This window comes from Lentzea sp. NPDC051838 (genome assembly GCF_040681245.1).
Taxonomy (GTDB): Bacteria; Actinomycetota; Actinomycetes; order Mycobacteriales; family Pseudonocardiaceae; genus Lentzea.
This window is the reverse complement of record NZ_JBFAYI010000024.1, coordinates 80,440-94,136: the sequence shown is the minus strand read 5'-3', so window position 1 is coordinate 94,136 and position 13,697 is coordinate 80,440. Positions and strand designations below refer to the sequence as shown.

The following is a 13,697-nucleotide window of genomic DNA, read 5'->3' as shown; positions in this document are numbered from 1 at the left end:
CCGTGTTGGTGGTGTCGGGTCCGCCAAGACCCCCCGACTCCCACTGAGGAGCCTTGGAGTACACCCCATGTCTCGCAACAAAACTGTCGCTGCCGCATGCCTTCTCGGCGCCGCGGTCGGGCTGGCCGTGGTGACACCGGCGTCCGCCGCCGAGGACGCCGTGACCGTGAAGATCACGAACACCGCCGGGTACGAGGCCACGTTCTGCGCGGCCGACCAGCTGGAAGGCCGGTGCCTCGACGGCGCCAAGAAGGGCGAGTCGCGCACCTTCACCGTGAAGCCCGGGAAGGGCAAGATCGAGGTGCGCGTCGTCGTGAAGAACGGCGGTTCGGACTTCCAGTTCTTCGCCCCGGACGGCCCGACGCTCAACATCGAGGCCGGTGGTTCGAAGGACAAGCCGACGGCGACGAAGGTCGGCTCCGGTGGCGGCAACGGTGGTGAGCACGGCGGCCACAACCCCGCGCCCACTCAGCCCGCCCCCGGCCAGCCCAACCCGGACCAGCCCAAACCCAGCCCGGTGAAGGGCAAGCCGTTCTTCTTCTCCGCCGACCTCGACGGCAAGCAGGAGGTGCCCACCGCCGGCGGCCCCGCTGTCGGTGACCCCGACGCGTCGGCGAAGGCGCTGGTCGAGGTGCGCGGCGACCGCGTGACGTTCGCGGTCGAGTGGAAGAAGACCTCGCAGCTCACGCTCGGCCACATCCACCAGGGCAACGCGGGGCAGAACGGCCCGGTGAAGGTCAACCTGTTCGCCACGCCGATGCCGGAGACGCTGTCCGCGGCCGCCGGCCAGACCGTGATCGACCCGAAGCTCGCCGAGGACATCCGCAAGAACCCGGCCGGCTTCTACGTGAACCTGCACAGCACCGAGAAGCCCGGCGGTGCGGTCCGCGCCCAGCTCAAGCCGCTCGGCAAGAACGTGAACCCGCTCGACATCATCAAGGGCGGCAAGCTCCGCGCGTTCTCCAACGGCCGCAACGAGGTGCCGGTGCAGGACGGCCCGAAGGTCGGTGACCCGGACGGCCAGGCCATCACGTTCGTGCAGCCCGGCAACAACGGTGTCGACTTCTCGCTGGCGTGGGTGAACATCGACGCGCCGACGCTCGGCCACGTCCACCAGGGCGCCAAGGGTGTGAATGGCCCGGTGAAGATCACGTTCTTCGGCACCGCGATCCCCAACGGCATCTTCGCGGTCTCGGGCACGACCACCGCCGACAAGGCCACGCTGGACGCGCTGAAGAAGTCGCCGAAGGACTTCTACTCGAACATCCACACCAGTTCGTTCCCCGGTGGAGCCGTTCGCGGTCAGTTCACGTCTCACTAGCCAGACCATCTGAATAGAGGCGCCTCGGCCGCGACCCCCACGGCCGAGGCGCCGCCCCGTTTCCGGAGTAGATTGCTCCGAATGGACGCCACCGAGAAAGCCCGCCTCCTCGACGAAGATCTCGAGGAGGATCGCGAGGGTTTCCTGATGGACGCCGCCAGGGCGTGGCGCGAGGCAGGCGACCACTTCCGGGCGATCGCGCTGCTCACCGAAGCGATCGAGCTCGGCATCGAGGACTCCGACCACCCGAGAGTCCTCCTGGCCGAGATCCTGTTCGACCTCGGCCAGGACGACACGGCACGAACTCAGCTCCGCGCCCTCAGGAAGACGTGGCCGGACGACCCTTCCCCGTACGACCAGGCCGGCGACCTGATGCGCAAACGCGGCGAGTTCGAGGAAGCGCTGAACTGGTACGACCTCGCGGTCGCCCGGCTGGACGCCAACGACAAAACCCTCAGCGTCTACGCCCTCGGCCGGCGCCAGATGCGCCAGAAGCTCGGCCTGCCGGAGGACGACCTCGACGCTCTGGCCGAACCTCTGCAACGCCAGATGGACGACGTCGTGCGGCAGGTGAAGGCGAAGAGGACCGCTCTACCTCCCGACCAGCTCGACGGTCCGTCCGGCTCGCCGTGACTCGTCGACCCACTGGTCGATCGCCTGCCCGCAGGCCTGGTCGAGGTGCCGGACCCCGCTCAGGTCCATCCGGACGTGCTCGCGGTCGACCCGGTCCAGCGCGTCGAGCAGTCTGGGCAACCGCAGGAACGTCGCGTTTCCTTTGAGAGCAACGCCTTCCGGTGTCTCGACGACCGACAGCCTGGACACGTCCCACGCCGTCTTGATGATCGCGGCCAGCAACCCGACCAATGTGCCGGTCAGCAGGTCCGTCGCCACAATGAGCCCAGCGGTCAGGACCAGCACCGCGCCTTCGGCCTTGTCCTTGCGCCACAACGAGACCAGCTCTTTGAGGCCGAGCAGCTTCCACCCGGCGTGCACGAGCACCGCGGCCAGCACCGCGACCGGGATCAACGTCAGCAACCCCGGCGCCAGCACCACGAACAGCAACAGCCACACGCCGTGCAGCACGCGCGATGCCTTGGTCCGCGCACCGGCCTGAACGTTCGCCGCGCTGCGCACGATCACCGCGGTCATCGGCAACGCCCCGAGCAGCCCGCAGATCGTGTTGCCCACGCCCTGCGCCACCAGCTCGCGGTTGTACCGCGTGCGCGGCCCGTTGTGCATCCGGTCCACCGCCGCCGCGCTGAACATGCTCTCCGCCGAAGCGACGAGCGCGAACACCACCGCCGTGCCGATGACTCCGGTGCTCAGCAACGAAAAGTCCGGCAGGTGCACGTCGGCCGAGAGCGTGCCCACGTCGATCCGCGCGACCGGTGACGCGAAAGCCGTTGCCAGCGCGGTGCACACGACCACACCCACCAACACGCCCGGCACGACGCGCAACGGAGTCCGTTGCCACAACAGCATGATGACGACCGTGAGCAGCCCGAGTGCGAGCGTCAACGGTGTGGCCAGGTGCTTGAGCTGACCGAACACCAGCACCAGCCCGATGCCGGCCAACATCCCCTGCACCACGGACGGCGAGATCGCGCGGAACCACCGCCCGCACCTGGCTAAACCCAGCAGGATCTGGAGCGCCCCGGCACCCAGCACGATCACACCGAGCGCCTGAATCCCGTGCTTGCCCACGGCATCCGCCACCAGCACCGTGAGCCCGGCAGCCGGCCCGCTCACCTGCATCGTGCTCCCCGGCAGCAGCCCGACGACGACGCCGCCGACCACCCCGGTCACGATGCCGAGCTCGGCCGGCACCCCGGACGCCACCGCCACACCAACGCACAGCGGCAGCGCCACGAGGAACACGACGACCGACGAACCGAAGTCGGCCCAATACTTCTTCATGTCCGAGAAACCCTTACAGCGGCAGGAAAGCGTGCTCGGCACACACGGAGACCTCGCCGGTCTCGATGTCGTAGAACCACCCGTGCACCCTGAGATCCCCGTTCGCCACCTTCTCGGCCACGAACGGATACTCGAGCAGCGCCCGCAACTGCTTGCGCACGTGCTCCTGCCCCTCCGCACGCATCGCCGGGTCGCTCGGCTGCTTCGTCTTCTGCCGCGGCCTCAACCATCCCCGCATCGCCGGCAGGTGGTCGATCTTCGCGCCGTGCAGCCCCGCCACCGCACCGCAGTGCGAATGCCCGCACACGACGATCTCGCTGACCCCGAGCTGCAGCACCGCGAACTCGATCGTGGCCATCTCGCTGGACGGCGTGGCCAGCGAGTACGGCGGAATGACGTTGCCCGCGGTCCGCAGCTCGAACAACGACCCCGGCTCAGCGCCGGTGATCTCGGCCGTGACGATGCGACTGTCGGCGCACGTGATGAACATCGTCGTCGGCTGCTGACCGGCCGCAAGCTTCTTGCCCGCGGCGTGCGAGCGCGACTTGGCGTGTGCGCGGGCATGCTGAACAAAGCGATGGAAGTCCATGGGAATCCCTCACTGCTATAGGAAGTGTTTTCGGTTTTGATCCGGTGGGGCAAAAACCGGGATCAGTTCCGGAACACCTGCAGCGCAGGGGGTGTTCGCCACACCGCTATCGGTTCGGCGGCGGACACGAGAACAACAGCGGACTCTTCCCGCTGCGCGAACTCGGCGACGAGCTTCGGTGTCGCGATGCGGGCCACCCGCTCGACAGCGGCGACCTTGAGGCGCACCCGGCTGGGCTCACGCTCCTCGCGAGGCGCTTCCTCCTTGGGCACGGAGGTCTTGGACTTCGGCGGCGGCGCCCCGATCGACGCGGTGCTCACGGCTGGAGCGAGCACGGCGCACAGGGCGATCACGACAGCCAGCAGAACGCTGCGCATTGCTCACCCCCCGACCGAGTTGATCTACAGCTACCAGTTTCGCCCGAACTGGACAACCTTCGCGATACCCGGCAGGTAGTTCGCCCGCATCAAGCATCAGTTTCACCCGAAAGAATTTTCTCGTTTCACCGTGCGCAGCGACAGCACGTGCACCACGAGCAGGAACGGCACGCCGAACGTCGGAATCAGCACGAGCGGCAACCGCCCCATGATCGCCATCGCCGGATCGGTGAGCCCGTGCGCGATGCCGAGCGCGACCGCGTTCACGAGGTCGAGGATCCCCAGCACCGTCCACGTCAGAAAGATCTTCCCGCGTGGCGCGTACTTGGCCACGAACGGCGCCGCGACCGCGATCGCGACGTCACCGAGACCCGCCGCCACCGCGAACCCGGCGGGCAACAGCCCCTCCGCCCACAGCACCAGGAACACGAACCCGGCGATCCTCCACCCCTGCAACGAGATCAGCAGCCCGTGGTCCCGCGTGTCGACCCATCTCCTAAAGCCCGGCGACCACAGCAGACCGGCCGCGACCACGAGCGGCGGCAGCCCGGCGGCGATGCCGAGCACGATCGGCGGTTCCGCACCTCCGGTCTCGAACCAGCCCAACGCGCCCGCGACGAACACGGCGACGAACCAGAGCACAGCGATCATGGCGCACCTCTTGTCACTTGTGAATTGCAAGTGACAAGTTAGCCAGGTCACTTGTAAGATGCAAGTCATGCGTTCGGACTGCGCGGTGGCGAACACCCTGGACCTCGTCGGCGACAGGTGGTCGTTGCTGATCGTGCGCGATCTGCTCGCCACGACCGAGATGCGCTACGGCGACTTCCTGGGCGGCGGCGAGCACATCCCGACCAACACGCTGGCCGACCGGCTCAAGAAGCTGGAGCAGGCGGGAATCGTGGCACGCGAGCTGTACAGCGAACACCCGCCGCGCGCGGTGTACCGGTTGACGCAGGCCGGCCGTGAGCTGGGCCTGGTCGTGGACGCGATGGCGACCTGGGGCGTGCGGCACCTGCCGGGCACACGCCGGATCACGCCTGGCGCGTGATGCCGAACTTCTCGCCGACCAGGTCCCAGAACGCCTCGACGGCGTGCTCGACCGGGTACTGCCGGTACTCCCAACGACGATGCTCGCTCCAGAAAGCGAGCCCGAAGTGGCCGCGCAACAGCGGGTAGTTCGCCGGTGACACGACGAGAACCGACTCCCACTCACCGGCCTTCGCGTGCGCGGGCATGATCACGATGTCGTGCATGCCCTTGTTCACGAGCAGCTGATCGGCCACCCCGCTCGCCAGCACGCTGTCCATGATCTCCGCCAGGTACCCGAAGCCGTGCTCCGCCAGCGGGCCCGTGACGTACGACTCCCGGAACCCATCACTGAGCGACTGCCACCCGATGTCCAGGAACCCGTCGCCGACCGGCTGATACGGCCATTCCGAGGCGCTCTCCACGCCGCACACGCTACCGAGAGGCGAACGCCCCGGTCGACGTCGTTGTCCACCGGGGCGTCATGCTGCTCTCCGCTGGTCGGACGCCGTTGTCAGACCACAGCGAGCGGAAGCTGGTTGGGAATCACGGGCGAGGGCAGGTTCGACGACCCCGTCAGGAACTTGTCCACGGCGTTGGCCACGGACCGTCCCTCCGCGATCGCCCACACCACGAGGGATGCCCCGCGGTGGGCGTCTCCACACACGAACACGCCGGGCGCCGAGGTCTGCCAGTCGGAGCCGCACGAGATCGTGCCGCGCGCACTCAAAGAAATCCCGAGGTCGTCCAGCAGACGCATGTGCTCGACGCCCTCGAAGCCGATGGCCAGCAGCACCATGTCCGCGGGCAGGAGCTCGACCTCGTCGGACACCGGGATCACCGAGCGGCGGCCGGACGAGTCCTTCTCGACGCGCACGTGCTGCAGTTCGATGAAGCGCACGTGACCGTCGTCGTCGCCCACGAAACGGCGCACTGCCACGGTGAAGCGGCGTTCGCCCGCCTCCTCGTGCGCCGGGTAGGTGCGCAGGATGTGCGGCCACACCGGCCACGGCGAGCGGTCGTCGTCCCGCACGGTCGGAGGCATCGGGTACTGGTCGAGCTGCGTCACGGACAGCGCGCCCTGGCGGGTCGCGGTGCCGTAGCAGTCGGCGCCCGTGTCGCCGCCGCCGATCACGATGACGTGCTTGCCCTCAGCGGAGATCGAGGACGGACCGTCGCCCTCGACCGCGCGGTTCGCGGGCACCAGGTGGTCCATCGCGAGATGAACGCCGGCCAGCTCACGTCCGGGCGTCGTCTTGTCGTCACGGCCACGCAGAGCGCCCACAGCCAGCACGACCGAGTCGAACTCGGCGCGCAGCTGCTCGACCGTGATGTCGACGCCGACCTCGCAGCCGGTCACGAACTTGGTGCCCTCACGGCGAAGCTGAGCCAACCGCCGATCAAGAACCTTCTTCTCCATCTTGAACTCGGGAATGCCGTACCGCAGCAACCCACCAAGACGGTCGTCCCGTTCGTACACAACGACTTCGTGCCCAGCGCGGGTGAGCTGCTGAGCGGCGGCGAGACCGGCCGGCCCGGAACCCACGACGGCCACGCGCTTGCCGGACGACACCGCGGCGGTCGAGGGCTGGACGTAGCCGTTCTCCCACGACATGTCCGCGATGGTCTCCTCGACCCGCTTGATCGCGACGGCACCACCGGCGTCGTGTGAGATCGCGAGAACACACGCGGCCTCACAAGGTGCCGGGCACAGACGACCCGTGAACTCCGGGAAGTTGTTGGTGGCGTGCAAGCGGTCCGACGCGAGCTCCCAGTCACCGCGGCGCACCAGGTCGTTCCACTCGGGAATCAGGTTCCCGAGTGGACAACCGGCGGTTCCGCTGTGGCAGAAGGGAATGCCGCAGTCCATGCACCGCGTCGCCTGCGTGCGCACGGCGGCGTTGCGCTCGGCCGGCTCCTCGGCGAGGTAGACCTCGTTCCAGTCCTGCAACCGTTCCGGCTTCGGGCGCTTCGGCGCGTCGGAGCGGGAGTACTTCATGAAACCCTGTGGATCAGCCACGAGACGCCTCCATGACAGCCTGGTCGACGTCCCGGCCCTCGGCGCGGGCGAGACGCATCGCGTCCATCACCCGCTGGAAGTCGCCGGGCATGACCTTCGTGAACGCACCGGCTCGCCGGGTCCAGTCACCGAGCAGCGACGCGGCGACGGCAGAGCCGGTCGCCTTGTGGTGCTTGGTGATGGCGTCCTTGAGCCAACGCAGGTCCTCGGCGTTGAGGCGCTGCAGTTGCACCATCTCCTGGTTCACCGACAACGGGTCCAGGTCGAGCACGTACGCGATGCCGCCGGACATGCCGGCCGCGACGTTGCGCCCGGTCGGCCCGAGCACCACGGCCCGGCCACCGGTCATGTATTCGAACGCGTGGTCGCCCACGCCTTCCGCGATGAGCAACGCCCCGGAGTTGCGGACGCAGAAGCGTTCGCCGACCCGGCCGCGCAGGAAGACCTCACCGGACGTGGCGCCGTAGCCGATCACGTTGCCCGCGATCACCTGGTCCTCGGCGCGGAACGGCGCGTCGTCGTGCGGACGGACGATGATCCGCCCGCCGGACAGGCCCTTGCCGACGTAGTCGTTCGCGTCGCCGACCATCTCCAGCGTGATGCCGCGCGGCAGGAACGCGCCGAGCGACTGGCCGGCCGACCCGGTGAGCTTCACCTTGATCGTGTCGTCTTCCAGGCCCTCGCCGCCGAAGCGACGGGTGACCTCGGCGCCGAGCAGCGTGCCGACCGTGCGGTTGACGTTGCGGACGGGCAGCTCCAGGTTGACCTGGTGCGCGTCCTCGAGCGCCGCCTCGGCGAGCTGGATCAGCGTGCGGTCCAGGGCCTTGTCGAGGCCGTGGTCCTGGTCGCGGATCTTGCGCTTCGCCGTCGGGTACGGGGTTTCCGGCACCTCGAACACCGGGTCCAGGTTCAGACCGTCGGCCTTCCAGTGCTCGATCGCCTCGTCCTTGTCGAGCAGCTCGGCGTGGCCCACGGCCTCGTCGATCGTGCGGAAACCGAGCTCTGCCAACAGCTCCCGGGCTTCCTGCGCGATGAACTCGAAGAAGTTCACGACGTGCTCGGCCTGGCCGGTGTAGCGGGCGCGCAGGTCGGGGTTCTGCGTGGCGACGCCGACCGGGCACGTGTCCAGGTGGCAGACGCGCATCATCACGCAGCCCGCGACGATCAGCGGCGCGGTCGCGAACCCGAACTCCTCGGCACCCAGCAAAGCAGCCACGACGACGTCACGGCCGGTGCGCATCGCGCCGTCGACCTGGACGGTGATGCGGTCGCGCAAACCGTTGAGCAGCAACGTCTGCTGCGTCTCGGCGAGCCCGATCTCCCACGGCGTTCCCGCGTGCTTCAGCGAGTTCATCGGCGACGCGCCGGTGCCGCCGTCGTAGCCGGAGATCAGCACGACGTCCGCGTGCGCCTTGGCGACACCCGCGGCGACCGTGCCGACACCGATCGACGAGACGAGCTTCACGTGAACGCGCGCCTGCTCGTTCGCGTTTTTAAGATCGTGGATGAGTTGCGCCAGATCCTCGATCGAGTAGATGTCGTGGTGCGGCGGCGGCGAGATCAGACCGACGCCCGGCGTGGAGTGCCGGGTGCGCGCGACCCACGGGTAGACCTTGAAACCGGGCAGCTGGCCACCCTCGCCGGGCTTCGCGCCCTGCGCCATCTTGATCTGGATGTCCGTGGAGTTCACGAGGTACTCGCTCGTGACGCCGAACCGTCCACTCGCGACCTGCTTGACCGCGGAACGGCGCTCCGGGTCGTAGAGGCGCTCGCGGTCCTCGCCACCCTCACCGGAGTTCGACCGGCCACCGAGCCGGTTCATCGCGATGGCAAGGGTTTCGTGCGCCTCGGCCGAGATCGAGCCGTACGACATGGCACCGGTGTTGAAGCGCTTGACGATCGAGCTGACCGGCTCGACCTCGTCGATCGGGATCGGCGTGCGGCCCTCGGTGCGGAACTTGAACAGGCCGCGCAACGTGCCGCCCTGCCGCGAGATGCGCTCGACCTCCGCCGTGTACTGGCGGAAGACGTCCTCCTTGCGCGTCTTCGTGGCGTGCTGCAGCAGGAACACCGTCTCCGGCGTGAACAGGTGCAGCTCGCCCTCGCGGCGGTACGAGTACTCGCCACCGACCTCGAGCCGGCGGTGCACGCGGTCCGTCGGGTTCTCCGGGTGCGCGCGGCGGTGGCGCAGCGCGACTTCCTCGGCCAGCACGTCCAGGCCGGCACCGCCGAGCTTGGACTGCGTGCCGGTGAAGTACTCGTCCAGCAGGTCGTTGGACAGGCCGACGGCCTCGAAGATCTGCGCCGCGGTGTAGGCACCGACGGTCGAGATGCCCATCTTCGACATGATCTTCAGGACGCCCTTGACGAGCGCCTTGACGTAGTTGCGGATCGCCTTGTGCGCCGGGACGCCGGTGATGGCGCCCTGGCTGATCAGGTCCTCGATCGTCTCGAACGCGAGGTACGGGTTCACCGCGGCGGCGCCGTAGCTCAGCAGCGCGGCGACGTGGTGGACCTCGCGGCAGTCGCCGGACTCGACGACCAGCGCGACGCGCAGACGTTCCTTGGTGCGCACCAGGTGGTGGTGCACCGCGGACACGAGCAGCAGCGACGGGATCGGCGCCATGCGGTGGTCCGAGTCGCGGTCCGACAGCACCAGCGTGCGAGCGCCGTTCGCGATGGCCTCCGACGCCTCGCGACGCACGCGCTCGATCGCGGCGGTCAGCGCCTCGCCGCCGCCGTCCACTTCGTACAGTCCGGAGAGGACGGTGCACGCGAAGCCCGGCAGGTCGCCGTCGTCGTTGATGTGGATGAGCTTGGCGAGCTCGTCGTTGTCGATGACCGGGTAGTCGAGCGTGACGTGGCGGCACGACACCGGGCCGGGGTCGAGCAGGTTCTGCTCAGGACCCATCACGCGCTTGACGGACGTGACGATCTCCTCGCGGATCGCGTCCAGCGGCGGGTTCGTGACCTGGGCGAAGTTCTGCACGAAGTAGTCGTAGAGCAACCGGGAACGCTGAGACAGCGCGGCGACCGGCGTGTCCGTGCCCATCGAGCCGAGCGGCTCCTGGCCCATGATCGACATGGGCGTGAGCAGGATCCGCAGCTCCTCCTCGGTGTAGCCGAAGGTGAGCTGGCGGCGCACGACGGACTCGTGGCTCTGCAGCACGTGCTCGCGGTCCTGCAGGTCGGCGAGGTCGAGCAGACCTGCGTGCAGCCACTCGTCGTAGGGCTGCTCGGAAGCCAGCCCCGACTTGAACTCCTCGTCGTCGACGATCCGGCCCTGCTTGGTGTCCACCAGGAACATGCGGCCCGGCTGCAGGCGGCCCTTCGCGACCACCTGGTCGGACGGCACGTCGAGCACACCGGTCTCGGACGCCAACACCACACGGCCGTCCGCGGTCTGCCACCAGCGGGCGGGACGCAGGCCGTTGCGGTCCAGCACCGCGCCGACGAGCTCGCCGTCGGTGAACGTGACACACGCCGGGCCGTCCCACGGCTCCATGAGCGAGGCGTGGAACTGGTAGAACGCACGGCGCTTCGGGTCCATCGTGGCGTGGTTCTCCCACGCCTCCGGGATCATCATCAGCACCGCGTGCGGCAGGCTGCGGCCGCCGAGGTGCAGCAGCTCCAGCACCTCGTCGAACGACGCCGAGTCGGAGCCGTACGGGTCGCAGATCGGGAAGAGCCGCGCGAGGTCGCCGGGAATGAGCTCGCTCTCCAGCAACGCCTCGCGGGCACGCATGCGGTTGCGGTTGCCGCGGACGGTGTTGATCTCACCGTTGTGCGCGACGAACCGGAACGGGTGCGCGAGCGGCCACGAGGGGAACGTGTTCGTGGAGAAACGGCTGTGCACCAACGCGATCGCCGTGTAGAGGCGCTCGTCGTGCAGGTCGGGGAAGAACGCCGGCAGCTGCTCGGTCGTCAACATTCCCTTGTAGACGATCGTGCGCGCGGACAGCGACGGGAAGTACACGCTGCCCTCGTGCTCCACCCGCTTGCGCAGGCAGAAAGCCAGGCGGTCCAGGGCGATCCCGGCCTCGTCGCGCGTGCCCTTCACGAACAACTGCGCGAAATGCGGCGCCACGGACATCGCGGTCGGTCCGACGCCGGCCTTGTCCGCGTCGACCGGAACATCGCGCCAGCCGAGAACTTCTAGGTTCTCTTCTTCGGCAATGCGCTCGATCTGCTCCATCGCAGCGGCGCGTTCTTCGGATTCAAACGGCAGGAAAGCGATTCCCGCCGCATACCGCCCGCGTTCCGGCAGGTCGAACTCGACCACAGCGCGCAGGAACTCGTCCGGCAGCTGCAGAAGGATGCCGGCACCGTCGCCGGACGTGGGTTCGGCGCCTGCCGCGCCGCGATGTTCCAGGTTGGCCAGCGCCGTCAGGGCATCGCTCACGATGCCGTGGGAACGCCTGCCCTGGATGTCGGCCACCATGGCGACACCACAGGCGTCGCGCTCGTCAGCGGGGTCGTAAAGACCCTGGGGGCCGGGGATGGCGGAGAAGATCACTGCGCAGACCTCCTTCGTCGTCCTCGCGTAAAGAACGGATGTCCCTCGTGCTCAGACCTCGTACCAACAGGTGGGAGCACGGGACGACGATGGCCCGCGTGTTGACGCGACTTTAACAGCCGCGAAACCCAGGGACACCCGCCAATGGGTGATCTAGGTCATGGAAGCGTAACGATTTCCCAGCGCTGAGCGACATTGCAGCGGACGTCGAGCTTCGTTACAGCCGGGTAAGCGTAACCGAACGTTCAAGACCGTTCAGCCTGGTGAGAGCTGCGTGACATTCACGGTTTGACACTGGATCCGGCGGGTATTCACAAGTCCGCGCTGCTCAGGCCATGGTCGTCTCAGTTAGTGGACGTTCACTCGCGACCAGGTGTAGCCACCTGACCACTGTCCACTCCGTTGTTCAGAACCAAAAGACCGAGGTCCCGTTCACCCCGCGCCGCATGCGGGGAGAACGGGACCTCGGCATTCATGAGGCTCGGTCACGTGGCCGGAGACGGGGAGAGTCGTCCCCGGCCACGGAGTCCACCTAGTGGGCAGCCGCCGTCTTGTCGGACTCGGCGTGCTGCTTCTCCAGCAGGTCGTCCACGTCGACGATGTCCGGGTTGTCGAGCACCTCGTTGAGCCGGTCCTTGTCGAGCGCCTTCTGCCAGGCCGCGACCACGAGCGAGCCGACACCGTTGCCGATCACGTTGGTGATGGCGCGGGCCTCGGACATGAAGCGGTCGATGCCGACGATCAGCGCGATGCCGACCGCGGGGATGGCCGAGTGGGCTTCGAAGGCCTGCAGCGACGCGGCCAGGGTGACGAGGCCGGCGCCGGTGACGCCCGCCGCGCCCTTCGACGCGATCAGCATGAACAGCAGCAGGCCGATCTGGACGCCGATCGAGACGTCGTGGCCGGTGGCCTGGGCGATGAAGATGGCGCCCATGGTCAGGTAGATGCAGGTGCCGTCGAGGTTGAACGAGTACCCCGTCGGGATGGTGAGGCCCACGACCGACTTCTGCGCGCCCGCCGCCTCGAGCTTGACCATCATGCGCGGCAGCACCGACTCGGACGACGAGGTGCCGAGCACGATCAGGATCTCGTCCTTGATGTAGCGCAGGAACTTCAACAGGCTGAAGCCCGCGATGCGCGCCACGATGCCGAGCACGACGACGATGAACAGCAGACAGGTGGCGTAGAAGGAACCCATCAGCCACAGCAGCTTGCTGAGGATGCCGCCACCGAACTTGCCGACGGTGTAGGCGATTCCGCCGAAGGCACCGATCGGCGCCGCGTACATGACGATCTTGATGATGCCGAACATGACCTTGGAGAGCGTCTCCATCGCGGAGACGACCCGCGCGCCGCGCTCACCCATGCCCGCCACGGCGACGGCCACGAGGATCGCGACGACGAGCACCTGGATCAGCTGACCGTCGGTGAAGGCGCTGACGAACGACTTCGGGATCAGGCTCAGGATGAAGCCGGTGACACCGGTTTCCGTGCTCGACGCCGACTTCAGGGTGGCGTCGGCGGCCTTCGCGTTGAGCTCGATCTCACCGCCGTGGTGACCCGGCGCCACGACGTTCACGACGATGAGGCCGATGGCGAGCGCCACCGTGGTCATCGCGGTGAAGTAGAGGATCGTCCGCAGTGCGAGCCCGCCCGCCTTGGCGAGGTTTCCGAGGCCCGCGATGCCGACGATGATCGTCGCGAAGATGGTCGGCGCGATGACGACCTTGACGAGGTTGACGAACAGGTCGGCCAGCCACTTCATCTCGGAGGCCTGTTTGGGGAACAGGAAACCGACGGCGGCGCCCAGCACGATGGAGACCAGCACCCAGAAGTACAGGTGCTTGTAGATCGGTTTGCGGCCTGTGGTGGTGGTCGCCACGGTTCCTCCTTGAACTTCGCGTTGGGTAGTGAGGGTGAGCCGCGCC

Annotated in this window: 11 protein-coding genes; 3 read left to right on the top strand and 8 right to left on the bottom strand. The window is 67.8% G+C overall.

What is annotated here, in order from left to right; genetic code table 11:
• Window positions 1-67 precede the first annotated feature (67 nt).
• Together AB0M24_RS35700 and AB0M24_RS35695 are read left to right on the top strand one after the other, a co-directional pair.
• On the top strand, window positions 68-1,321 hold the full coding sequence (locus AB0M24_RS35700; RefSeq protein WP_363777885.1) for a CHRD domain-containing protein: 1,254 nt from the start codon (window positions 68-70) through the stop codon (window positions 1,319-1,321).
• Between the two features lie 81 nt (window positions 1,322-1,402).
• On the top strand, window positions 1,403-1,954 hold the full coding sequence (locus AB0M24_RS35695) for a tetratricopeptide repeat protein (RefSeq protein ID WP_363777884.1): 552 nt from the start codon (window positions 1,403-1,405) through the stop codon (window positions 1,952-1,954).
• Here the strand turns inward: AB0M24_RS35695 and AB0M24_RS35690 are convergent.
• The 4 genes from AB0M24_RS35690 to AB0M24_RS35675 all read right to left on the bottom strand — a co-directional run bounded on the left by AB0M24_RS35690 (window position 1,913) and on the right by AB0M24_RS35675 (window position 4,855).
• Window positions 1,913-3,238, bottom strand: a complete 1,326-nt coding sequence (locus tag AB0M24_RS35690; RefSeq protein WP_363777883.1) for a SulP family inorganic anion transporter — start codon at window positions 3,236-3,238, stop codon at window positions 1,913-1,915. The two genes, AB0M24_RS35695 and AB0M24_RS35690, sit on opposite strands and share 42 nt — an antisense overlap.
• Window positions 3,239-3,251: 13 nt before the next feature.
• Window positions 3,252-3,827 (bottom strand): carbonic anhydrase, encoded by a 576-nt coding sequence (locus tag AB0M24_RS35685; RefSeq protein ID WP_363777882.1) that lies wholly within the window; start codon window positions 3,825-3,827, stop codon window positions 3,252-3,254.
• A gap of 62 nt (window positions 3,828-3,889) precedes the next feature.
• Window positions 3,890-4,204: a hypothetical protein gene (locus AB0M24_RS35680; protein WP_363777881.1), complete on the bottom strand. Its 315-nt coding sequence runs from the start codon at window positions 4,202-4,204 to the stop codon at window positions 3,890-3,892.
• 102 nt (window positions 4,205-4,306) lie between these two features.
• Entirely contained in the window at window positions 4,307-4,855 is a 549-nt protein-coding gene (locus AB0M24_RS35675; protein ID WP_363777880.1) for a hypothetical protein, read from the bottom strand.
• 67 nt (window positions 4,856-4,922) lie between these two features.
• Here AB0M24_RS35675 and AB0M24_RS35670 point away from each other — a divergent pair, with 67 nt between their 5' ends.
• Window positions 4,923-5,255 (top strand): helix-turn-helix domain-containing protein, encoded by a 333-nt coding sequence (locus AB0M24_RS35670; protein WP_363777879.1) that lies wholly within the window; start codon window positions 4,923-4,925, stop codon window positions 5,253-5,255.
• Here the strand turns inward: AB0M24_RS35670 and AB0M24_RS35665 are convergent.
• The 4 genes from AB0M24_RS35665 to dctA form a co-directional block, all read right to left on the bottom strand.
• The gene (locus tag AB0M24_RS35665; RefSeq protein ID WP_363777878.1) at window positions 5,239-5,658 is read right to left on the bottom strand and encodes a hypothetical protein; all 420 of its coding nucleotides are present in this window, start codon (window positions 5,656-5,658) and stop codon (window positions 5,239-5,241) included. The genes AB0M24_RS35670 and AB0M24_RS35665 overlap by 17 nt on opposite strands.
• 89 nt (window positions 5,659-5,747) lie before the next feature.
• Window positions 5,748-7,253, bottom strand: coding sequence for a glutamate synthase subunit beta (locus AB0M24_RS35660; protein WP_363777877.1), 1,506 nt, complete (start codon window positions 7,251-7,253; stop codon window positions 5,748-5,750).
• Entirely contained in the window at window positions 7,246-11,769 is a 4,524-nt protein-coding gene (gltB, locus tag AB0M24_RS35655) for a glutamate synthase large subunit (protein WP_363777876.1), read from the bottom strand. The genes AB0M24_RS35660 and gltB overlap by 8 nt, the downstream gene beginning before the upstream one ends.
• A gap of 532 nt (window positions 11,770-12,301) precedes the next feature.
• Window positions 12,302-13,651: a C4-dicarboxylate transporter DctA gene (gene dctA / locus AB0M24_RS35650; protein ID WP_363777875.1), complete on the bottom strand. Its 1,350-nt coding sequence runs from the start codon at window positions 13,649-13,651 to the stop codon at window positions 12,302-12,304.
• Window positions 13,652-13,697 lie beyond the last annotated feature (46 nt).

What these genes read in the sequence shown, in the direction of transcription:
- AB0M24_RS35685 (WP_363777882.1), bottom strand. Translation starts at nt 3,827, where the DNA reads ATGGACTTCCATCGCTTTGTTCAGCATGCCCGCGCACACGCCAAGTCG.
- AB0M24_RS35670 (WP_363777879.1), top strand. Translation starts at nt 4,923, where the DNA reads ATGCGTTCGGACTGCGCGGTGGCGAACACCCTGGACCTCGTCGGCGAC.
- AB0M24_RS35675 (WP_363777880.1), bottom strand. Translation starts at nt 4,855, where the DNA reads ATGATCGCTGTGCTCTGGTTCGTCGCCGTGTTCGTCGCGGGCGCGTTG.
- AB0M24_RS35680 (WP_363777881.1), bottom strand. Translation starts at nt 4,204, where the DNA reads ATGCGCAGCGTTCTGCTGGCTGTCGTGATCGCCCTGTGCGCCGTGCTC.
- AB0M24_RS35695 (WP_363777884.1), top strand. Translation starts at nt 1,403, where the DNA reads ATGGACGCCACCGAGAAAGCCCGCCTCCTCGACGAAGATCTCGAGGAG.
- AB0M24_RS35690 (WP_363777883.1), bottom strand. Translation starts at nt 3,238, where the DNA reads ATGAAGAAGTATTGGGCCGACTTCGGTTCGTCGGTCGTCGTGTTCCTC.
- AB0M24_RS35700 (WP_363777885.1), top strand. Translation starts at nt 68, where the DNA reads ATGTCTCGCAACAAAACTGTCGCTGCCGCATGCCTTCTCGGCGCCGCG.